This window comes from Pectobacterium sp. CFBP8739 (assembly GCF_013449375.1).
Taxonomy (GTDB): domain Bacteria; phylum Pseudomonadota; class Gammaproteobacteria; order Enterobacterales; family Enterobacteriaceae; genus Pectobacterium.
The window spans coordinates 1-21,138 of sequence record NZ_JACDRR010000039.1; the positions used below are offsets into that span (position 1 = coordinate 1).

Genomic DNA, 21,138 nt, shown 5'->3' on the forward strand with positions numbered 1-21,138 from the left:
TTCTCGCCGCCTGACAAGCGCTAAATTCAAAAAAATTTCCAACCGTTCAAAAACAAACCAAAAGACACCATTTCGCATATTTCACACACAGAAAATGAATGCAATATGAGCTAGTCATGTAAAAACGGGTGCATCCATCAACGAATGCACCCGTTTGTCGCTTACCGTTTCACGCACAGACTTATTGCCGTGCGACTATCTGTTCACCTTCAACATCTAATGTGATCGGTTTACCGGGGATCAATTTGCCACCAAGCATCTGCTGAGCAAGTGGGTTCTCTATCAGTTGCTGTATCGCTCTTTTAAGCGGACGCGCACCATAGACTGGATCAAACCCGACCTCTCCGAGCATATCTAAAGCCGCATCCGTCATCGCGATGCTATATCCGCGCTCTTCAAGACGTTTGTATAGTCTCTGAAGCTGAATTTGTGCGATCGACGTAATATGTGCTCTTCCCAGTGGATGGAATACCACAACCTCATCGATACGGTTAATAAATTCAGGGCGGAAGCTGTGACTAACAACTTCAAGCACCATGTCTCTCATTTCGGTGTAACCGCGCTCACCAAAGCGTTCCTGAATCAGGTCAGACCCCAGATTTGACGTCATGATGACCACAGTATTACGGAAATCGACCGTTCTGCCCTGACCATCGGTGAGGCGACCATCATCCAATACCTGAAGCAGGATATTGAACACATCAGGATGGGCTTTTTCGATCTCATCCAGCAAAATGACCGAATAAGGACGACGGCGTACCGCTTCCGTCAAATATCCTCCCTCTTCGTAACCGACATATCCAGGAGGCGCCCCGACCAAACGTGAAACCGAGTGTTTCTCCATAAACTCAGACATATCGATACGCACCATGGCGTCGTCACTGTCGAAGAGGAACGTCGCCAGCGTTTTACAAAGTTCGGTTTTCCCAACGCCCGTTGGACCAAGGAACAAGAACGATCCAATTGGACGGTTAGGATCAGATAACCCAGCTCGGCTGCGACGGATAGAATTCGCTACCGCCTCGACGGCTTCGTTCTGCCCAATCACACGCTGGTGCAGCTCATCTTCCATTCGCAATAATTTTTCTTTCTCGCTTTCCAACATGCGAGAAACTGGAATTCCTGTCCAACGCGCCAGCACATCGGCAATTTCAATATCCGTTACTCGATTACGCAGCAAATGCATCGTTTTCCCTTCCTGCTGCGTTGCTGCTGCCAGCTGTTTCTCTAGCTCAGGGATTTTGCCGTATTGCAGTTCAGACATTTTCCCCAGATCGCCCTGACGGCGAGCCTGTTCCAGCGCAATTTTCGTCTGCTCTAAAGACGCTTTAATATTCTGTGTTCCCGTAAGTGACGCTTTTTCAGCTTTCCACTCTTCTTCTTGTTGGGAATATTCGCGCTCTTTTTGGTCAAGTTCCGCGCTCAGCAACTCAAGCCGCTTTTGGCTGGCTTCATCAGATTCTTTTTTTAGCGCCTGTTGCTCCAACTTCAGTTGAATGATCCTGCGCTCAAGCCGATCGAGGGGCTCGGGTTTCGAATCAATCTGAATGCGAATGCTGGATGCAGCTTCATCAATCAAGTCGATCGCTTTATCCGGCAATTGACGATCCGCGATATAGCGATGAGAGAGCATTGCCGCCGCCACAATCGCCGGATCGGTGATTTGTACATGATGGTGCAACTCATAGCGCTCTTTCAGTCCACGCAGAATCGCAATCGTGTCCTCAACGGTCGGTTCCGCGACAAACACCTTTTGGAAGCGGCGCTCAAGTGCCGCATCTTTTTCAATATACTGCCGATACTCATCCAGCGTAGTCGCTCCGACGCAATGCAACTCACCACGAGCCAACGCAGGTTTTAGCATATTGCCGGCATCCATCGCGCCATCGGCTTTACCCGCGCCAACCATCGTGTGGAGTTCATCAATAAACAGAATGACGCTGCCTTCTTGCTTAGATAGATCGTTGAGCACGCCTTTCAAACGTTCTTCAAACTCACCACGGTATTTCGCACCTGCCACCAGCGCGCCCATATCTAATGAAAGTACGCGCTTGTTTTTTAGGCCTTCAGGCACTTCACCATTAACGATACGCTGGGCTAACCCTTCTACTATCGCGGTTTTACCCACGCCGGGTTCGCCAATTAATACCGGATTATTTTTAGTTCGACGCTGCAAAACCTGAATAGTGCGGCGAATCTCTTCATCACGCCCGATCACAGGATCGAGTTTGCCTTGTTCCGCACGCTCCGTGAGATCAATCGTGAATTTCTTCAATGCCTGGCGCTGATCCTCAGCCCCTTGATCGTTAACTTGTTCTCCTCCTCTAACTTGATCAATCGCGTTTGTTACCCTTTGCTGCGTAACACCCGCCTTTTTCAATATATCCCCCAACGTGCCGCGAGACTCCAGCGCAGCTAGCACGAAAAGTTCCGAAGAGATAAAGGTATCGCTGCGCTTTTGCGCGAGCTTGTCGCACATATTCAATACGCGGACTAATTCGTTCGAAGGCTGGACATCACCATCAGTGCCTTCAACCTGCGGCAAACGCGTGATTGCCCGGTCGATTTCAGTTTTCAGGTGATTAAGATTGGCTCCGGCAACAGTCAGAAGTGGACCAACAGTTCCACCATCCTGATGAAGCAAAGCGCTCATCAAGTGAAGGGGTTCAATAAACTGGTGGTCGCGCACGAGGGCGAGAGACTGGGCATCAGCAAGAGCAAGTTGGAATTTATTGGTAAGACGATCCAGACGCATAACTCCTCCCATACACTGGTCAAAATTGCTACTGGAGATTAAATGAGGTCATCCCTCAAAAATTTCAAGGTTATTTTGCCAGTCGTGACGGGATTTAAACGTTACTTGTCCTGGATCGTCTTAATTCAATAGGTTATATCAGCCAGATTAAACTTGCCATACGGCCAGTCACACCATCACGCCGATAAGAGAAAAATTTGTGAGGTTCACTCACAGTACAGGCGTTTCCACCAAAAATTTGCGTTACCCCTGCGGCGCGTAAACGTAAACTTGCCAGTTGGTAGATATCGGCAAAAAATTTATTTCCTTCAGGCCGAAATGCAGAAGACGCCGCAGCATCATGCTGAATAAATGCGTCTCTCACTTCAGGGCCGACTTCGAAAGCACCAGGCCCGATAGCGGGACCCAGCCACGCTATGATCTGCGTGGGCTGCGCACGGAAACAGGCTAATGTTTCCTCCAATATCCCTGCGTGCAACCCCCGCCAGCCTGCATGTGCAGCGGCCACTTCATCGCCGTTGATTGCACAAAAAAGCACGGGTAGGCAGTCAGCCGTCATCACCGCACAGACCTCCCCTTTCTTATCCGTATATGCAGCATCACCGCAAACAGACGCGGGGGATACCTCGCCAAGACGAATTACATCAGTACCATGAACCTGTTCCAGCCAATGCGGCATGGCCGGGAGACCAGCCATCGCCACCAGCGCGTGCCGATTTGCGGTAACGCGCGTGGGCTCATCGCCCACATGATTCCCCAAATTCAACGAATCATAAGGGGCAACACTATGCCCACCGATACGCGTCGTACTACAAGATTTCACACTGCCTGGCAAAGGCCAGTCGGGGTATATCAGCATAGTCCGTCACCTCGATAAATCGGCACTTATCGTATTGAATTCATTACCAGTCGAGCTGATCTTTAAACGCTTCGGTATCGGCTTTCAGCGCATCAATCAAATTGACCATATCCTGCGGCAATTCCGCATGCCATTCCATGTGAATGCCAGTAATAGGATGATAAAAGCGTAACATGGTGGCATGTAGCGCCTGACGATCGAAACCACGCAGCGTCTCAATGAATGCTTCCGAAGCGCCTCTCGGTGGACGAGGACGACCGCCGTATAGCTGATCGCCAACCAGAGGATGATTAATGTGAGCCATATGCACACGAATCTGATGGGTACGCCCCGTTTCCAGACGCAACCGCAAACGGGTATGCGCACGGAAATGTTCCATGATGCGATAATGTGTCACAGCAGGCTTGCCCATTGGGTGCACCGCCATGTGCGTTCGCTTGCTTGCGTGGCGAGCGATAGGCTGATCGACCATGCCACCCGCGGTCATCGAACCAATCGCAACCGCCTCGTACTCACGGGTAATTTCACGCGCCTGTAGCGCCTCAACTAAGCGCGTCTGTGCTGGAACGGTTTTCGCGACGACCATGAGCCCTGTCGTATCTTTATCAAGCCGGTGCACAATCCCAGCGCGGGGCACATCGACAATCTCAGGATAGTGATGTAACAAGGCATTCAATACCGTGCCATCAGGGTTACCCGCACCGGGGTGAACCACCAGATCTCTGGGTTTGTTGATGACTAGGATGTCCTGATCTTCATACACGATATCCAGCTTGATATCCTGTGCTTCCCAGCGGGCCTCTTCCTCAATCAATGCATCAATCGCTACCGATTCGCCGCCTAGTACTTTCTCTTTTGGCTTATTGGTGACATTGCCGTTAATCTGTACCCGATTCTCAAGAATCCACTCTTTTATGCGGGATCGTGAATAATCAGGGAACAATTCGGCCAAAGCCTGATCTAAACGTTGTCCGAGTTGAGATTCGGCCACCGTTGCGGTGAGTTGTACTTGTTGTGCCATATTATGCAGCTTCTTCGTTAACGTTGGGTTTTGACGGCGACGCCGTTTAAAATAATGTACTATTGTAGCTGGTCTAAATCGGGAGCTTAACGGACAGTCTCCCGGAATAACATTCTGAGGATAATCAAAACGTCATGACGCGTATGAAATATCTGGTGGCTGCCGCCACGTTGAGCCTGGCGCTGGCTGGTTGCTCCAGCAATTCCAAAGATGCGGTTCCTGATAGTCCGCCATCTGAAATCTATGCCAATGCTCAACAAAAACTGCAAGACGGCAACTTTAAAGCAGCCATCACGCAGTTGGAAGCACTGGATAACCGGTATCCGTTTGGTCCCTACTCGCAACAAGTGCAGTTGGATTTGATCTACGCCTATTATAAATCCGCAGAGCTGCCATTGGCCCAAGCATCTATTGACCGCTTCCTGCGACTCAACCCGACCCATCCAAACGTGGATTATGTCCTGTACATGCGCGGCCTTACCGACATGGCGTTGGATGATAGCGCGTTACAAGGCTTCTTCGGCGTCGATCGTTCCGATCGCGATCCGCAGTACGCCCGCACCGCATTTCGGGATTTCAGCAAGCTCATTCAGGGATATCCGAACAGCCAATACGCCACCGACGCAAACAAGCGTTTGGTTTACCTCAAAGAGCGTCTGGCCAAGTATGAACTTTCTGTCGCGCAATACTACACGAAACGCGGCGCTTATGTGGCAGTAGTTAATCGCGTTGAGCAAATGCTGCGTGATTACCCTGATACTCAGGCAACAAAAGCTGCTCTGCCGTTGATGGAAAATGCCTATCGTGAGCTGCAACTGGCCGCACAGGCAGACAAAGTCGCAAAAGTTATTGCCGCAAACCCGGCATAAATGATAAGCCACACACAATAATGAGACGGCAACTTCGGTTGCCGTTTTTTTATGATTTTATCGGTTCGCTATACATCAATGATGCAGAAAAAACGGCTTGGAGGGAGTCAACAACAGCGCGGTAACATCAACACATCCTATCAATAATGGCACAGGCCGAATGCCCCCTCAAGCACTTCTCTCTTATTCCCCATGACGCTTCACAAATCGCGTTTTATTGACAAAAAGTGACGAAAAAAAGCGATCAATATCACGCTTTTTGTCGCGACTCACTGTATGCTGAAATCATCCAAGACGGAAATAGGCAGAGAGGTAAGTTTATATGACTATTAATATTACCAGTAAGCAAATGGATATCACCCCCGCAATTCGTCAACATGTCGAAGACCGTCTTTCTAAGCTGGATAAGTGGCAAACCCAGTTGATTAACCCGCATATTATTCTGTCAAAAGAGCCCCAGGGGTTTATGGCCGATGCCACTATCAGTACGCCAAATGGTCCGCTGGTTGCCAGCGCTAAACATGATGATATGTATGCCGCCATCAATGAGTTGATTACCAAACTCGAACGCCAGTTGGACAAGCTCCAGCATAAAGGTGAAGCCAGACGTGCGGTAGCTAGCGTTAAAGAAGTCAATCTCCAGCCGACTCAAGAAGAGTAATTCACGCTCTTTACCCCAATATAACGCGCCTGAGGGCGCGTTTCTGCATTCTACGCCCTGTAACCCACGTCCTAAAGCGCCAACGAGAAACATGGTTTAACATTGCATGTGGCGATTTTGTATTGACAGGATGAAAAGCCAACAGTTACCTTACCTGCTAAGCATCTGGATTTTTCTGACTAACCGAGCACACATGACAAATAAACTGTTTTTCTTCGTATTCTTTTTCACCTTCCCCTGATTTGGGAGGCGATTCGTCGTAAGAGCAAGAATACGAAGACGAACAAAAAAGCCTCCTGACCAGGAGGCTTTTTTTATATAAGAACATAAGGCAGGTAATAGCATCATGACAGACAACCCATTACTGGCACTGCGAGAACGCATCAGCGCATTGGATCTGCAATTAATTGAATTGTTGGCGCAAAGGCGAGAACTGGCGCTAGATGTTGCCCGCAGCAAATTACATTCGCATCGCCCCATCCGCGACAAAGAGCGTGAGCGTGATTTGCTGGACAAGCTGACCGCTGCTGGGAAAAAGCATCATCTTGATGGTCACTATATTACCCGCTTATTTCAGCTCATTATTGAAGATTCGGTACTGACGCAGCAGGCTCTCTTACAGCATCACCTCAACCAAACAACATCACACTCTGCTCGTATTGCGTTCCTCGGTCCGAAGGGGTCTTATTCTCATCTTGCCGCCCGCCAGTACGCCGCACGACACTTCGAGCAACTCATCGAATGCGGCTGCCAGAAATTTCAGGACATCTTCAATATGGTGGAAACAGGGCAAGCGGACTATGCCGTTCTGCCGATTGAAAACACCAGCTCTGGTTCGATTAACGACGTCTACGACCTGCTGCAACACACCGCTTTATCCATCGTCGGCGAATTAACCAATCCGATAAATCACTGCGTTTTAGTTGCTACCGATACGTCATTGGAACAGATCGAAACGGTTTACAGCCATCCGCAGCCGTTCCAGCAGTGCAGTCATTTCATTAATCGTTTTCCCCACTGGAAGATTGAATATTGTGAAAGCACGGCCGCGGCGATGGAAAAAGTCGCGGCCCTCAACTCACCAAAAGCAGCAGCACTCGGCAGCGAAGCCGGCGGTCAGTTGTATCAGCTACAGATGCTGGAACACGATCTGGCCAATCAGTCGCAAAACATCACTCGCTTCATTGTATTAGCACGTAAGCCGATTGACGTGACTGAACAAGTACCAGCAAAAACCACGCTAATTATGGCAACCGGCCAACAGTCCGGCGCACTGGTGGAAGCGCTATTAGTATTGCGTGATAACGGCATTGTGATGACCAAGCTGGAATCCAGACCGATCAATGGTAACCCGTGGGAAGAGATGTTCTATCTTGATGTACAGGCCAATCTGCGCAGCGATGCCATGCAGAAAGCGCTAAAAGGATTAGCTCCCATTACCCGCTCGTTAAAAGTGTTGGGCTGTTACCCCAGTGAAAACGTCGTCCCCGTCGATGTGAACGAATAGTCGATACGGACGAATCATTGAAAAAGCCATCCTGATTTTCACCGGGATGGCTTCTTAAACACAGCTAAGATAGTAAACCTGCTTATTGACGAATATCGTTTGCCTGACGCAAAAGCACTCGGCTCTCCGCTTGAAAGCGTTTGGCATAGTCACCAAACCAGTGTTCGACTTTTTTGAAGCTGTTAATAAACTCGGCTTTATCCGTCTGCTCCAGTAACGTAATCGCTTCACCAAAGCGTTTGTAGTAACGCTTAATCAACGCCAGATTATCCTCTGAAGACATAATAATGTCGGCATACAGTTGCGGATCCTGTGCAAACAAACGCCCGACCATGATCAATTCCAGACGATAGATTGGCGATGACAAGGCGAGTAGCTGCTCAATCTGCACATTCTCTTCGGCTAAATGCAGACCATAAGCAAATGTCGCAAAGTGACGCAGCGCCTGAATGAACATCATATTCTGATCGTGTTCAACCGCGCTGATGCGATGCAGACGCGCTCCCCACACCTGAATCTGTTCCAGCAACCACTGGTAAGCTTCCGGCTGCCGACCATCGCAATAGACGACAACCTGTTTGGCAAGGCTGCCGCTGTCTGGCCCGAACATGGGGTGCAGACCAAGCACCGGGCCACTATGCACCGCCAGCATCGCCTGGAGAGGGCCATTTTTTACCGATGCCAGATCAACCAAAATACAATCATCCGGCAAGGCAGGCAGGCGGGCAATAACCTGTTCAGTCACGTGAATCGGCACGCTAACAATCACCATACCCGCATCAGACAGCAGTTCATCCGCGCGCGGCCAATCACCTTGCTCAAGAATCCTTACCTGATAGCCCGACAGCGTCAGCATTTTTTCAAACAAATTGCCCATTTGACCACGACCACCAATGATGACGACCGGGCGCAACTGCGGGCACAGTGTTTTAAAGCCTTTGTCATTTTCGCTGGTATAGGATTCGCGCATGGTTCGCCGCAAGATATCTTCAATGAGATCCGGTGGAACCCCCATCGACGCCGCCTCTTCACGGCGTGAGCTGAGCATGGCCGCTTCACGATCGGGTGCATAAATAGGCAAGCCATAGCGGCTTTTCACTTCACCCACTTCCGCCACCAAACGCAACCGACGTGATAACAGCGCGACAAGCTCCTTATCCACCTCATCTATCTGATCACGTAATGCGGTCAGTTCAGCTACCATATCTTGTTACTCTCCTGAATGTTTCACACGCGCAGCACTCAGCTCTTGATGAACGGAACGCAGCAACGCTTCTGTACTTTCCCAACTGATACAGGCATCCGTGACTGATACACCGTAGCGCATATCTGAACGCGGCTGTTCTGAAGACTGGCTCCCCTCGTTAAGGTGGCTTTCCAGCATCAGTCCTATAATGGAACGATTTCCCGCCTTAATTTGTTCAATCGCAGATTCAACAACAAGTGGCTGACGGCGGTAGTCTTTATTTGAATTACCGTGACTACAATCTATCATCAGCGCGGGTCTCAGTCCCGCATCCTGCATCTGTTTTTCACATTCAGCGACATCCTGTGCACTGTAGTTTGGTTTTTTACCACCGCGCAGAATCACGTGGCCATCAATGTTTCCCTGCGTTTGTAGCAGACAAACCTGACCCGTTTGGTTGATGCCCACAAAACGATGCGGCATTGCGGCAGCTCTCATCGCATTGATCGCCGTACCCAGGCTGCCATCCGTGCCGTTTTTGAACCCAACAGGCATTGACAGGCCGGAAGCCATCTCACGGTGCGTTTGTGATTCAGTTGTACGAGCGCCAATGGCCGACCAACTGAACAAATCGCCCAGATACTGCGGGCTGTTTGGATCAAGTGCTTCGGTCGCTAGCGGCAGTCCCATATTCACCAGTTCCAGCAGCAGCTCACGCGCGATGTGCAATCCTGACTCCACATCAAATGAACCATCCATGAACGGATCGTTGATGAGCCCTTTCCAGCCCACTGTGGTACGCGGTTTTTCAAAATAAACACGCATCACAATGTAGAGGTTATCGTTTAATTCAGCGGCAAGTGACTTCAGACGGCGCGCGTATTCCAACGCGGCATCCGTGTCATGAATCGAGCAAGGCCCGCAGACGATCAGCAACCGATCATCACGACCATGAATGATATCCGCAATGGTCGCTCTCGCTTGCGCAATATCGCGCTGTTCTGCGTCGTTAAGCGGAAATTTGGCTTTTAATTCATCGGGAGTAATTAAAACCTGCTCTGCACTGATATTAATATTGTTAAGTGAATCTTTTTGCATGATCCCATTCCTGAAAAGTTCGGTATATTCGCGATCGTCTGTAAAGACTACTGTCTGTACAACCTGCCTACGCGTGATGTTTACACCATAACACGAACCGTAAAGATTTCAATCCAACCAGTGTAAATAAAAAATTACCACCCTAAATGTTGCCAGAAAAACGATATCTGTCTGCTCTATCACTTCCCGATACAACCATGCTAATCCCAGGCGTGAATAGTGATAGAATCACGCCAACAAGGGGGAAGGATGCTGAAAGCCATAATCATCGATGACGAACAGCTGGCACGTGAAGAGCTCAGCCTGCTACTGGAAAACGAGTCTGATATCACCATCATTGCACAGTGCAGCAATGCGTTGGAGGCGATACCGGCTATCCACCGGCTGCAACCCGATGTGATTTTTCTGGATATACAAATGCCAAAGGTCAGCGGATTAGAGCTGGTCGCCATGTTGGATCCAGAAAATATGCCTTATGTCGTCTTCGTGACAGCTTATGATGAGTACGCGGTGAGGGCATTTGAAGAACATGCTTTTGACTATTTACTTAAACCGCTGGATGCACAACGACTCAGTAAAACGCTAAATCGTTTGCGACGCGGCACAAGCGTAAACAAAAACGTACAGATAATTTCAGAGCCCTTACTCCGCCATATTCCCTGTAACGGACACAATCGTATTTTTTTGCTCAAGATTGAGGAAGTCGAGTATCTTTGTTCAGAACTCAGCGGCGTGCACGTCGTGGGCGTCAGCCAGTCCGGCTATACCCAACTTTCACTGAAAACACTGGAAGAGAAAACGCCCTTCGTCCGTTGCCATCGTCAATATATGGTTAATACGGAACAGCTGAAAGAAATCCAGTTAATGGAAAACGGCGCAGCAGAAGTATTGACGCATACGGGAAAACACATCCCCGTCAGTCGCCGCTATCTCAAATTACTGAAAGAAAAATTAGGCATCGCCTGATGCGGTGCTTCTTCAGGCCAATGGCCGCAACATTGAAGGTTTGATGATGAAATACAGTTATATTTTGGCTGTAATTCTTTTAATGACAGCGTGTCAAAGTAGCGTCCCTTCATTACCCGCTAAAAATGAATCAGGATTCTGGTACGAAGCGGGCTATCAGGATGCAATCTCTGGCATAGTCGTAAAGGACGACAGCACCTTACAGGAATGGTTTGGCAATCCACAGATCGACCGTGAAACCTACCTACGTGGTTATCAGGCTGGACAATCGGCTTTTTGCGGTACAGATAACATGGAAGAATGGGGAAAAGCGGGGAAAAACTTTCCCGCCAGCTGCGATGGCGTAGAGAATGCGGAAACACTGCGAACTCACTGGCAGCAAAACCTACCTTAATCACCTTCCACAGATAAGACGATGACCCATACTCATCAGAGAGTTAGCGGCTCGAAAACTATGGTTCATCGCATCTGGTAACAATTCCACTCACTTTTGTACTCGCACAGAAATACGTCAGACATACCTCCCCTCTATTATTGCTCACATCAAATAATCACATTAGGTTATTAACAACCTGATACTGATATAACGAAAATGCATATCTCACTGATAGTTAAATCTATTATTCCTAATAGCGATTGATATTGTGGAGTGCTCGTATGTCCGGTTCAAGCAAGCCTCATAACCCGTCTCTAAATAGCAGTTCAAGACTCTTATCACACGCTACCTCATCACAGAAAAGCCATGATGAACGAGTCGCTGCGATAAAGAACAAAATTATCGCGTCCGGCGACCATCTCGGCATTTCTGTAGAGGAGCAACTGGCACTTCTCGATGCTTTCTCCCATCTTGAATTAGGCCAGTTTTTACTAAAACATCACGGGTTAAATGCGTACTGGACGCATAACGTGATAGCACATCAGCCAACTCACTATGTGAACCCGCTCGAAGAAGTCATCTACACACAACTCCCCAACGTGTTAGCGACGCGCGAACGGTTCGGGATTTTCCAACGTCTGCTTCAAGAACGCTTACGGCCGAATGCCGTCATGGTATCCGTCCCCTGCGGTGTCATGGCCGACTTATTGCTGTTGGACTATACGCAGCATCGAGATGTGAAATTAATCGGGATTGATCTAGATAGACAGGCTCTGGAAGACGCTTATAAACTTGCCAGTCAGCAAGGGCTGGAAAATAGGATATCGTTGGTACCGGCCGATGCTTGGACAATAGATTTGGCAGCACAGGCAGATGTGATTACCAGCAACGGGCTCAATGTTTATGAGCAGGATGATGACAAAGTGACCGAACTTTACCGCGTGTTCTATTCTGGGCTGAAACCTGGGGGCACACTGATAACCAGCTTTATGACACCTCCCCCTACGCTGTCGCAAGATTCCCCATGGATAAATACCGATCCAAAATTGCTAGCCCTCCAATATGTCCTTTTCTCACGCATTATTGGAGCAACGTGGACGGCGTTTCGTACCCACAAACAAACGCAATCGCAGTTAGAACGAGCCGGATTTACAGATATTCAGTTCATTAACGATCATATGAATATGTACCCAACGGTGATCGCTAATAAGCCGTACTGAACAGGATAAAAACGATATCAACGCGATATTTTGATCGCCGTAACCGATCAATATTGCAAAATCGATCGGTATGAACGTTTATAAAATAACCATGCGTGATGTCATTATGGTACTGAAATTCAAAAAATAATGATGGCAACAGGGAAAGCGAAGCCCACCAAAAAGGTGGGCTTTTTACTGCTAAAGCAAACGATGTCTTAGCACCAGCCATTAAGTAACGCATATATATCCCTGAGAGATAGCACACCGCCGCTTTGCCACTATCAGACATAAAAAAGGGTTTAGCCTTTGGCTAAACCCCTTATAAATAACAACTTTCGGATGTTGCGAAAGCGCTATCTTAGTTAAGACGCTCTTTGATACGAGCAGACTTACCAGTACGCTCACGCAGGTAGTACAGTTTGGCCTTACGAACGGCACCACGACGTTTAACAGCGATGCTGTCAACTACTGGAGAGTGAGTTTGGAATACACGCTCCACGCCTTCGCCGTTAGAAATTTTGCGAACAGTGAATGCAGAATGCAGACCGCGGTTACGAATAGCGATAACCACGCCCTCGAATGCCTGCAGACGTTTTTTGCTACCTTCAACAACCCATACTTTCACTTCTACGGTATCACCCGGACGAAATGAAGGTACGTCCTGCTTCATTTGTTCGTCTTCGATTTGCTTAATAATGTTGCTCATAATATGTCTCTTACCCTAGGTAAACTGATAGTTGGGTTCGCCAGATCAAACCGACGTAACCACCTAATACTCTTGTTGCTCAGACTGATATTCACGTTGGAATTCAGCCAGCAACCTTGTTTGCTCGTCAGTCAGAGCTAGGCTTTTCAGAAGTTCAGGTCTTCTAAGCCAGGTTCGGCCCAGCGACTGCTTCAATCGCCAGCGGCGTATTTCCGCATGATTTCCAGACAGTAACACTGCCGGAACCTCCATGCCTTCCAGTATTTCAGGGCGAGTGAAATGAGGGCAGTCCAGCAATCCATCGGCAAAAGAATCTTCTTCTGCTGAAGCCTGATGCCCCAAAACGCCCGGTATAAAGCGGGCAACGGAGTCAATCAGGGTCATCGCGGGCAGTTCCCCACCGCTGAGTACGTAATCCCCTATCGACCATTCTTCATCGATTTCGGTTTTAATTACGCGCTCATCAATCCCCTCGTACCGTCCACAGACCAGAATCATCTTCTGGTTAGTAGCGAGTTGACGTACGCCTTGCTGATCTAATTTACGGCCCTGAGGTGATAAATAAATCACTCTCGCGCCTTCACCTGCCGCTGTTTTTGCTGCGTGGATCGCATCCCGTAAAGGTTGCACCATCATCAGCATTCCGGGACCACCGCCATAAGGTCGGTCATCCACGGTGCGATGCCGATCGTAAGTGAAGTCGCGAGGACTCCAATACTGTACGTTCAGCAGGCCATTTTTTACTGCCCGGCCAGTGACTCCGTAATCAGTAATTGCCCGGAACATCTCTGGAAACAGGCTAATCACCCCAATCCACATAGTCTCGTTCCGCTGGGTACTACTGGTCGATTCAGAGTTCAAAAACCAGGATCCCAATCTACTTCAATAGTTTGAGTAGACAGGTCGACGCGCTTAACAACCTGTTCAGTGAGGAACGGAACCAGCCGTTCCTTGACTCCGAAGGCATCTTTCAGGTTGGCTTTTATTACCATCACATCGTTTGAGCCGGTTTCCATCATATCGATGACTTTACCTAACTCATAACCGGTTACGGTCACGACCTGACAGCCCATAAGATCCTTCCAGTAATAATCACCTTCGTCCAGATCGGGCAGTTGTGACGAATCTACGACAATTTCGCAATTAGTCAGTAAATTAGCCGCATCACGGTCATCAGTACCTTTTACTTTAATGATCAGATCCTGATTGTGATACTTCCAGCTTTCAATCTCGACAAGCTGCCAACCGCTTTTGCTCTGGATGAACCAAGGCTGATAATCAAAAATGCTCTCGGCATCTTCGGTGGATGAAAACATTCTGAGCCAACCTCGGATGCCATACGCCGATCCAATTTTCCCCATCACAATCGGGTTAACGGGAGGCTTTGGGCTGAGTTGATTGCTCATTATCACCACCGCAACAGATTATGCTGCTTTTTTAGCGTCTTTGATCAGCGAAGATACGCGATCAGACACAGTTGCACCCAGACCAAGCCAATGCTCGATACGGTCCAGATCCAGACGCAGGGCTTCTGCTTGACCAGCTGCGATTGGGTTGAAGAAACCTACGCGCTCGATGAAACGACCATCACGCGCATTGCGGCTGTCGGTCACGACTACTTGATAGAAAGGGCGTTTTTTAGCGCCGCCACGAGCCAAACGAATTGTTACCATAACATCCTCTTTAGTGAATAAAACAACTGGGCCCCATCGAGGAACGGAGCCCAGTATGTCATATAAAAAGCCCGAAAATTTTACTCATTTTGGCGCAAAAAGCAATCTAAAGCGTGTAATCATGCCAAGAGTTTATCCGCGCCACGGAATTTCAGTGATTAACGCCCCGGAAACCCAGGAGGCATCATCCCTTTCATGCCCCGCATCATTTTCGCTAGGCCGCCATTTTTCATCTTCTTCATCATGCGTTGCATATCATCGAACTGTTTCAGAAGACGGTTTACATCTTGCACCTGCATGCCAGAGCCCATCGCGATACGGCGCTTGCGCGACCCTTTGATAATCTCAGGCTTAGCACGTTCCTGAAGCGTCATTGAATTAATGATCGCTTCCATACGTACCAGCACCTTGTCATCCATTTGCGATTTCACATTATCAGGCAGTTGGCCCATACCGGGCATTTTGCTCATCATGCTTGCCATGCCGCCCATATTGCGCATCTGCTTGAGCTGATCCAGGAAATCGGTCAAATCAAACCCATCGCCCTTCTTCAGCTTCTTCGCCAGCTTCTCTGCCTGTGTACGGTCGACCTTGCTTTCAATATCTTCAATCAGTGAAAGCACATCGCCCATGCCGAGAATGCGCGATGCCACGCGCTCAGGGTAAAACGGCTCCAGCGCTTCGGTTTTTTCACCGACGCCGAGGAATTTAATCGGTTTACCAGTAATGTGGCGGATAGATAGCGCCGCACCGCCACGAGCATCGCCATCAATTTTAGTAAGGATCACACCGGTCAGCGGCAGCGCTTCATTAAAGGCTTTCGCCGTATTCGCAGCATCCTGCCCTGTCATGGCATCAACAACAAACAGCGTCTCAACGGGCTTAATCGCCGCGTGAACTTGTTTGATTTCGTCCATCATCGCATCATCGACATGGAGACGGCCCGCGGTATCGACCAACAAGACATCGTAGAATTTCAACTTAGCGTGTTGTAACGCACGTTCTACAATCGCAAGTGGTTTTTCCTGCACGTCTGACGGGAAGAAATCGACGCCCACCTGCTGCGCCAGTGTTTCCAACTGCTTAATCGCCGCAGGGCGATAAACATCGGCAGAAACCACCAGCACTTTTTTCTTCTGCTTCTCACGCAGGAATTTACCCAGCTTGCCCACGCTGGTGGTTTTACCCGCACCTTGTAGACCCGCCATCAGAACAACCGCAGGAGGCTGCGCGGCAAGATTCAGCTCGGCGTTGATATCTCCCATGGCGCTGACGAGTTCATTTTTAACAATTTTGACGAACTCTTGGCCCGGCGTCAGACTTTTATTAACTTCATGACCTACGGCACGCTCTTTCACGCGGTTGATAAAATCACGCACCACAGGTAACGCGACGTCGGCTTCCAACAGTGCCATACGTACTTCACGCAGCGTTTCTTTTATGTTGTCTTCAGTCAACCGCCCGCGGCCGCTGATATTGCGCAATGTGCGCGAGAGTCGATCGGTTAAATTTTCAAACATATCTCATGCTCAACGTAAGACAGGCCGCCAGCGCGACACGAATGGAAGAGATTATACACAAAAGCGGGAACGATCTCAGCGATGCTGACGGAGAACTGTTGGTGCCCACGACGACTAACGCTATACTGATTCTTCATTTTACCTAGTTGATATTTAATAACCTATTTGTATGTCTGTTTTCGCTATTGTGGCGCTTGTCGCCTACACACTCAGCCTCGGACTGATTATCCCCAGTCTGCTGCGCAAGAACAGTGCATATCGTCGGCTGGCAATACTCTCGGCCAGCGCTGCGCTAATCTGCCATGCGGTGGCGCTCTATCAACGCATTTTCGATGTTCAGGTCGGCCAAAACCTTAGCCTGCTGAATATCGGTTCGCTGGTCAGTCTTATCATCTGTACGGTGATGACGATTGTCGCCTCGCGCGATCGTGGCTGGTTTATTCTTCCTATCGTCTACACTTTTGCACTGATCAATCTGGCCTTCGCCAGCTTCATGCCAAGTGAATTTATTACGCATCTGGAAGCATCTCCGGGCTTGATGATTCATATTGGCCTAGCACTTTTCTCTTATGCCACGCTGTTAATTGCTGCCCTTTATGCACTCCAGCTCGCCTGGCTTGATTATCTGCTCAAGAATAAAAAGCTGGGATTTGCCGCTGACATGCCGCCGCTAATGGGCATTGAACGTAAAATGTTTCATATTACACAAATAGGCGTCATTCTACTCACGCTAACGCTCTGTACTGGCTTGTTCTATATGGACGATCTGATCGATAACAAAGAAAACCTGCACAAAGCAGTGTTCTCCCTGTTTGCGTGGTTCATCTATATTCTGCTGCTCTGGGGACACTACCATGAAGGGTGGCGCGGTCGGCGCGTTGTCTGGTTCAGCCTTATCGGCGCCCTTATGCTGACGCTGTCCTACTTTGGCAGCCGAGTTATACAGCACTTCCTCGCAGTCTGACTGCGTTCACGAGCATAAAAAAAGAGAGCCAACATCCGGCTCTCTTTTTTATTTGGATCTATCCGACAACCTAGATATGCAGTTCAGCCAGCTTATCTTTCGGCAACGCCAGATCGTCATTTTGGTTGATACCAATATCGTGATCCACGATGTGCTGAGCGATTTCCTGCGCTTCTTTCAGCGAGTGCATCTCATAGGTGCCACACTGGAATTCGTTCAGCTCAGGAATTTTACGCTGGTCGGTCACTTTCAGAACGTCAGCCATCGCCGCTTTCCAGGAGTCAGCAACACGTTGCTCATCCGGCGTGCCAATTAGGCTCATGTAGAAACCCGTACGGCATCCCATCGGAGAAATGTCGATAATTTCCACGCCATCACCGTTTAAATGATCGCGCATAAAACCAGCAAACAGGTGCTCTAGCGTATGGATACCACGCTCTGGCATGACCTCGATGTTCGGGCGACAGAAACGCAGGTCAAATACCGTGATAGGGTCGCCATGAGGGGTTTTCATGGTTTTAGCGACCCGAACGGCGGGTGCGGCCATACGAGTATGATCAACGGTAAAACTGTCTAGTAACGGCATAATTCCACCTCCTCAAAGAAAAAAATTCATTTTTTCTCGTTTCCGAGAACTTTTCCTTTTTATGCGAGTCTGACTTACTGAAAGACGCGCATTTATTATCATCATCCCTATTAGAGATGTTTATTTGGCCACAGTTTCTGTGGCCTTTTCTTTTTAATTCGCCGCCAGATAGTCGTCAAAGCTCATCGTATCTTCAGACTCAATCTGACGTTGACGCTGCCAGGAGCGCTCGCTCGCAGCAGCCAACTGTTCTTCCGTCAACACCTGCAATGGTTCGTTGCTGAGCCTTTTGCGGTATTCTTCCGCTAAATTAAGCCCCACGCTACCATTGCCTTCTTGCTTCATCAACGTTAATAGTCGACCAGAGAACGTCGTTTCTGGATCGTCAAAGCCAGCAAGCAGCTCATCGCAAACCTGCTGATAGTGCGGTTGACCGTTTTCAGCGTCCAGCACTTCCGCAACACGACGTAAATCCGCAAACAGGGATTTCCCTACCTCGGCAATCGGCTGTTGGATGGTTTCACACCGCATACCCACCGTTTGCCCCGGTTTACGTCCTTCCAGAATCACCCGGTTCCAGTTTTTACGCGTACACAATAGCTCATCCGCGCTCATTTCCGGCGCATCTGCCAGCGCACACCAGATCAGAAATAAATCCAGGAAACGTACCTGACTTTCACTCACTCCCGTCGGAGAGAAAGGATTGATATCCAGCGAACGCACTTCAATATATTCGATTCCGCCACGCAGCAAGGCATCAGACGGCGTTTCACCCGCACGTGTTACACGCTTCGGACGAATCGGCGCATAGAGCTCATTCTCAATCTGCAAGACGTTCGTATTCAATTGTAGATAACGGCCGTCCTTCTTCATACCAACGCGAGCATATTCCTCAGACGGCGTTTTTATCGCGCGTTTTAACGCCGCGACATAGGTATCCAGATCGTTAAACGTAATTCCCAAATTGCTCTGTGATTTATTGGTATAGCCTAAGTCACTGAGCCGCAGAGAAGTGGCATAAGGCAGATACAGCATGCCTTTTTCCGTGCGCTCAAACGGCAGTGCCGTTTCCCGCCCTTTCAGGAAAGAAGAACAGATCGCCGGAGAAGCACCGAACAGGTAAGGGATCACCCAACCAAAGCGGTAATAGTTGCGAATCAGTCTGAAATATCCTGCTGAAATGGCCTTTTTGCCGTTTTCTTCATCAGCGACACCTTCTCGCGCCTGCCAGAATGACAGCGGCAGGGAGAAATTGTAATGCACGCCGGAAATGGTCTGCATCAACGCGCCATAGCGGTTTTTCAGCCCTTCACGATAAAGCGTTTTGAAGCGCCCGATATTTGATGAGCCATACTGCGCCAGCTCTATATTTTGCTCGCTGTCGATAAAGCACGGCATGCTCAATGGCCACATCCGCTCATCGCCCAGATTGCGGGAAACGTGGCGATGAATATCGCGCAGAAACGTCAACAGATGATCGACATCTTTATCAACCGGCGTAATAAACTCTAACAGCGCTTCTGCAAAGTCTGTCGTAATCCACGGGTGTGCCAACGCCGACCCCAATATCTCCGGGTGTCCTGTCGCAGCAAGATGTCCGTTTGCTGTTACGCGCAAAGTCTCGCGTTCAATTCCACGCTGAATGCCCTTCACCGCCAAGGGGTGTTTTTCCAGCCAAGAAAGTGCTTCTGAAATGTCCGGGATCAAATCGACCTCCCGCTGTTAAAATGTAATGGTTGTAAGCATAATTGAAACTCAGTAGCACTCACCAGTTCGCATTGCAATCTGGTTAAGACCACCACGCCATCCCCTGCAACGTTATACCCGTCAATATGATATACCGCAGCGCTTTTCCAATACCGATGAAAACCGCCGATTGCACCCAGGGCATGCGTAGCCAACCCGCTAACACGCACAATAAATCGCCTACTACCGGCACCCAGCTAAATAACAACGCAGCGCAGCCATAGCGCTGTAACCAGCGCATGGCCACCAAATACCCAGCTTGTTGTTTTGGCTGAGGGAGTAAGCGCCCTATAAAAATATTTGTTAACCCACCCAGCGTATTCCCTACCGTTGCCACAGCAATCAACAGGCAGGGCTTTGCGCTATCAGCAAGCAATAACGTTACCAGCAGCACTTCCGAACTGCCAGGCAGCAGTGTTGCACTGAGCAGGCTACTCCAGAAAAGAGAAAAGACGGCCCAGAACTCACTCACAATGTACGGACGTCAACCACGGCCATGTTAGCGTGTTTAGCGGCTTCAATGCCGTAGTCTGCATCTTCAAACACGATACAGTGTTCTGGTGCGACAGAAATCAATGTAGCGCAACGCAGAAAGGTATCGGGGAAAGGCTTATGCTGTGTAACATCATCAGCCCCAACGATTGCATCAAAATAATCATGCAGCCCTAAATGCGTTAGCAATCTATCCGCCATGCCATGTGTACTACCTGTGCCAACTGCCATAGGACGCCGTCCGCGATAGTGCTTAACAACATCAATCAGCGGCAGTGGTTTTACGGTATCCAGCAGCATTTCCTCAACAACAGCGGTTTTTTCCGCCGCGAGTTGGTGAGCATCAATATCAGCCTGATGGCTGTCGATAATACGCTGTGCAATACGCCAGGTGGGCGAGCCGTTCAATGCTGTCATGGCACTGGCATCATATCTCATACCATATCGGGCAAGAACCTGATCCCACGCTTTATGGTGCGTTGGTTCGGTATCAAGCAGGGTGCCATCCATATCAAAGATCAGCCCTTGATAGCGATCGTACATCATGACTCCATGATCACTGAAAAGAGAGCTTACTTTATCGTAAAGTGAAAACGTTGTCGCTTACTCAATAACCTTATAAAAAACAGGTTATTACCTCCATAGTAGTAAGGTAGCCTTCATTTACTCGTCGGCTCAATCTCAATATATAGGCAAGGGAGGGGTAAGAATTAATACACGGAAGTGATGAGAAAAATATCGCTCTGATATCAGCAGAACAGAAGGTTGTGCCGCTAGAGCGCGAAAAATAGGGTAGAGAGCGATGGGTAAAACAGAAATGCGTATCGGAGAAAATTATCTGTCTTGTTTAGTATTTTGAGTCGTTGCTAGAGCAAGGCTATTCTTATACTTATGGTTCACGCTAAGGAAAGAACTTTATTTACATCGAAATATGGTGCATCCGGGAGGATT

At 48.9% G+C, this 21,138-nt stretch carries 21 protein-coding genes and 1 other annotated feature; of the genes, 7 read left to right on the top strand and 14 right to left on the bottom strand.

Features of this window, described 5'->3' with window-relative positions; all coding sequences use genetic code 11:
- Positions 1-181 precede the first annotated feature (181 nt).
- The 3 genes from clpB to rluD form a co-directional block, all read right to left on the bottom strand.
- On the bottom strand, positions 182-2,755 hold the full coding sequence (gene clpB, locus H0247_RS19115) for an ATP-dependent chaperone ClpB (protein WP_219606822.1): 2,574 nt from the start codon (positions 2,753-2,755) through the stop codon (positions 182-184).
- 133 nt (positions 2,756-2,888) lie between these two features.
- On the bottom strand, positions 2,889-3,614 hold the full coding sequence (gene yfiH, locus H0247_RS19120; protein ID WP_180743945.1) for a purine nucleoside phosphorylase YfiH: 726 nt from the start codon (positions 3,612-3,614) through the stop codon (positions 2,889-2,891).
- A 43-nt stretch (positions 3,615-3,657) separates the two neighbouring features.
- On the bottom strand, positions 3,658-4,635 hold the full coding sequence (gene rluD / locus H0247_RS19125) for a 23S rRNA pseudouridine(1911/1915/1917) synthase RluD (protein ID WP_180743946.1): 978 nt from the start codon (positions 4,633-4,635) through the stop codon (positions 3,658-3,660).
- Positions 4,636-4,769: 134 nt separating this feature from the next.
- Between rluD and bamD the strand changes: the two genes are divergently transcribed.
- From bamD to pheA, 3 genes are all read left to right on the top strand, one after another.
- Positions 4,770-5,504: an outer membrane protein assembly factor BamD gene (gene bamD, locus H0247_RS19130; RefSeq protein WP_180743947.1), complete on the top strand. Its 735-nt coding sequence runs from the start codon at positions 4,770-4,772 to the stop codon at positions 5,502-5,504.
- Positions 5,505-5,826: 322 nt separating this feature from the next.
- On the top strand, positions 5,827-6,165 hold the full coding sequence (gene raiA / locus H0247_RS19135; protein WP_180743948.1) for a ribosome-associated translation inhibitor RaiA: 339 nt from the start codon (positions 5,827-5,829) through the stop codon (positions 6,163-6,165).
- A gap of 192 nt (positions 6,166-6,357) precedes the next feature.
- Positions 6,358-6,483 (top strand) — a sequence feature (Phe leader region).
- A gap of 28 nt (positions 6,484-6,511) precedes the next feature.
- Positions 6,512-7,672, top strand: coding sequence for a bifunctional chorismate mutase/prephenate dehydratase (pheA, locus tag H0247_RS19140; protein ID WP_180743949.1), 1,161 nt, complete (start codon positions 6,512-6,514; stop codon positions 7,670-7,672).
- 82 nt (positions 7,673-7,754) lie between these two features.
- Here pheA and tyrA read toward each other — a convergent pair whose 3' ends face one another.
- Entirely contained in the window at positions 7,755-8,876 is a 1,122-nt protein-coding gene (gene tyrA / locus H0247_RS19145; RefSeq protein WP_180743950.1) for a bifunctional chorismate mutase/prephenate dehydrogenase, read from the bottom strand.
- Between the two features lie 6 nt (positions 8,877-8,882).
- Positions 8,883-9,956, bottom strand: coding sequence for a 3-deoxy-7-phosphoheptulonate synthase (locus H0247_RS19150; RefSeq protein WP_039518413.1), 1,074 nt, complete (start codon positions 9,954-9,956; stop codon positions 8,883-8,885).
- Positions 9,957-10,205: 249 nt separating this feature from the next.
- Between H0247_RS19150 and btsR the strand changes: the two genes are divergently transcribed.
- From btsR to H0247_RS19165, 3 genes are all read left to right on the top strand, one after another.
- Complete coding sequence (btsR, locus tag H0247_RS19155) at positions 10,206-10,922, top strand: two-component system response regulator BtsR (protein WP_039518415.1); 717 nt, start codon at positions 10,206-10,208, stop codon at positions 10,920-10,922.
- 46 nt (positions 10,923-10,968) lie between these two features.
- The gene (locus tag H0247_RS19160) at positions 10,969-11,316 is read left to right on the top strand and encodes a DUF2799 domain-containing protein (RefSeq protein WP_180743960.1); all 348 of its coding nucleotides are present in this window, start codon (positions 10,969-10,971) and stop codon (positions 11,314-11,316) included.
- Positions 11,317-11,579: 263 nt separating this feature from the next.
- Positions 11,580-12,518 (top strand): class I SAM-dependent methyltransferase, encoded by a 939-nt coding sequence (locus tag H0247_RS19165; RefSeq protein ID WP_180743951.1) that lies wholly within the window; start codon positions 11,580-11,582, stop codon positions 12,516-12,518.
- 340 nt (positions 12,519-12,858) lie between these two features.
- On the opposite strand, the gene rplS is transcribed toward H0247_RS19165, so the two are convergent.
- The 5 genes from rplS to ffh all read right to left on the bottom strand — a co-directional run bounded on the left by rplS (position 12,859) and on the right by ffh (position 16,399).
- Positions 12,859-13,206, bottom strand: a complete 348-nt coding sequence (rplS, locus tag H0247_RS19170; protein WP_180743952.1) for a 50S ribosomal protein L19 — start codon at positions 13,204-13,206, stop codon at positions 12,859-12,861.
- A 63-nt stretch (positions 13,207-13,269) separates the two neighbouring features.
- Positions 13,270-14,025: a tRNA (guanosine(37)-N1)-methyltransferase TrmD gene (trmD, locus tag H0247_RS19175; RefSeq protein WP_180743953.1), complete on the bottom strand. Its 756-nt coding sequence runs from the start codon at positions 14,023-14,025 to the stop codon at positions 13,270-13,272.
- Between the two features lie 38 nt (positions 14,026-14,063).
- On the bottom strand, positions 14,064-14,612 hold the full coding sequence (gene rimM, locus H0247_RS19180) for a ribosome maturation factor RimM (protein WP_180743954.1): 549 nt from the start codon (positions 14,610-14,612) through the stop codon (positions 14,064-14,066).
- Positions 14,613-14,630: 18 nt separating this feature from the next.
- The gene (gene rpsP, locus H0247_RS19185) at positions 14,631-14,879 is read right to left on the bottom strand and encodes a 30S ribosomal protein S16 (protein ID WP_015841363.1); all 249 of its coding nucleotides are present in this window, start codon (positions 14,877-14,879) and stop codon (positions 14,631-14,633) included.
- A gap of 158 nt (positions 14,880-15,037) precedes the next feature.
- Positions 15,038-16,399, bottom strand: coding sequence for a signal recognition particle protein (gene ffh / locus H0247_RS19190; protein WP_180743955.1), 1,362 nt, complete (start codon positions 16,397-16,399; stop codon positions 15,038-15,040).
- Between the two features lie 169 nt (positions 16,400-16,568).
- Between ffh and H0247_RS19195 the strand changes: the two genes are divergently transcribed.
- Entirely contained in the window at positions 16,569-17,363 is a 795-nt protein-coding gene (locus H0247_RS19195; RefSeq protein WP_180743956.1) for an inner membrane protein YpjD, read from the top strand.
- A 70-nt stretch (positions 17,364-17,433) separates the two neighbouring features.
- On the opposite strand, the gene luxS is transcribed toward H0247_RS19195, so the two are convergent.
- The 4 genes from luxS to yqaB form a co-directional block, all read right to left on the bottom strand.
- Positions 17,434-17,949, bottom strand: coding sequence for an S-ribosylhomocysteine lyase (luxS, locus tag H0247_RS19200; RefSeq protein ID WP_180743957.1), 516 nt, complete (start codon positions 17,947-17,949; stop codon positions 17,434-17,436).
- Between the two features lie 153 nt (positions 17,950-18,102).
- Entirely contained in the window at positions 18,103-19,656 is a 1,554-nt protein-coding gene (gshA, locus tag H0247_RS19205) for a glutamate--cysteine ligase (RefSeq protein ID WP_180743958.1), read from the bottom strand.
- An 82-nt stretch (positions 19,657-19,738) separates the two neighbouring features.
- Positions 19,739-20,167, bottom strand: a complete 429-nt coding sequence (locus tag H0247_RS19210) for a YqaA family protein (protein WP_180743959.1) — start codon at positions 20,165-20,167, stop codon at positions 19,739-19,741.
- Positions 20,164-20,730, bottom strand: coding sequence for a fructose-1-phosphate/6-phosphogluconate phosphatase (gene yqaB / locus H0247_RS19215; protein ID WP_180743961.1), 567 nt, complete (start codon positions 20,728-20,730; stop codon positions 20,164-20,166). Before yqaB ends, H0247_RS19210 begins: the two co-directional genes overlap by 4 nt.
- Positions 20,731-21,138: the final 408 nt, after the last annotated feature.

Coding starts and splice junctions, on each gene's coding strand:
- btsR (WP_039518415.1), top strand. CDS start 10,206: ATGCTGAAAGCCATAATCATCGATGACGAACAGCTGGCACGTGAAGAG.
- yqaB (WP_180743961.1), bottom strand. CDS start 20,730: ATGTACGATCGCTATCAAGGGCTGATCTTTGATATGGATGGCACCCTG.
- rplS (WP_180743952.1), bottom strand. CDS start 13,206: ATGAGCAACATTATTAAGCAAATCGAAGACGAACAAATGAAGCAGGAC.
- bamD (WP_180743947.1), top strand. CDS start 4,770: ATGACGCGTATGAAATATCTGGTGGCTGCCGCCACGTTGAGCCTGGCG.
- H0247_RS19150 (WP_039518413.1), bottom strand. CDS start 9,956: ATGCAAAAAGATTCACTTAACAATATTAATATCAGTGCAGAGCAGGTT.
- ffh (WP_180743955.1), bottom strand. CDS start 16,399: ATGTTTGAAAATTTAACCGATCGACTCTCGCGCACATTGCGCAATATC.
- pheA (WP_180743949.1), top strand. CDS start 6,512: ATGACAGACAACCCATTACTGGCACTGCGAGAACGCATCAGCGCATTG.
- H0247_RS19160 (WP_180743960.1), top strand. CDS start 10,969: ATGAAATACAGTTATATTTTGGCTGTAATTCTTTTAATGACAGCGTGT.
- tyrA (WP_180743950.1), bottom strand. CDS start 8,876: ATGGTAGCTGAACTGACCGCATTACGTGATCAGATAGATGAGGTGGAT.
- luxS (WP_180743957.1), bottom strand. CDS start 17,949: ATGCCGTTACTAGACAGTTTTACCGTTGATCATACTCGTATGGCCGCA.
- yfiH (WP_180743945.1), bottom strand. CDS start 3,614: ATGCTGATATACCCCGACTGGCCTTTGCCAGGCAGTGTGAAATCTTGT.
- H0247_RS19165 (WP_180743951.1), top strand. CDS start 11,580: ATGTCCGGTTCAAGCAAGCCTCATAACCCGTCTCTAAATAGCAGTTCA.
- rimM (WP_180743954.1), bottom strand. CDS start 14,612: ATGAGCAATCAACTCAGCCCAAAGCCTCCCGTTAACCCGATTGTGATG.
- rpsP (WP_015841363.1), bottom strand. CDS start 14,879: ATGGTAACAATTCGTTTGGCTCGTGGCGGCGCTAAAAAACGCCCTTTC.
- raiA (WP_180743948.1), top strand. CDS start 5,827: ATGACTATTAATATTACCAGTAAGCAAATGGATATCACCCCCGCAATT.
- trmD (WP_180743953.1), bottom strand. CDS start 14,025: ATGTGGATTGGGGTGATTAGCCTGTTTCCAGAGATGTTCCGGGCAATT.
- clpB (WP_219606822.1), bottom strand. CDS start 2,755: ATGCGTCTGGATCGTCTTACCAATAAATTCCAACTTGCTCTTGCTGAT.
- rluD (WP_180743946.1), bottom strand. CDS start 4,635: ATGGCACAACAAGTACAACTCACCGCAACGGTGGCCGAATCTCAACTC.
- H0247_RS19195 (WP_180743956.1), top strand. CDS start 16,569: ATGTCTGTTTTCGCTATTGTGGCGCTTGTCGCCTACACACTCAGCCTC.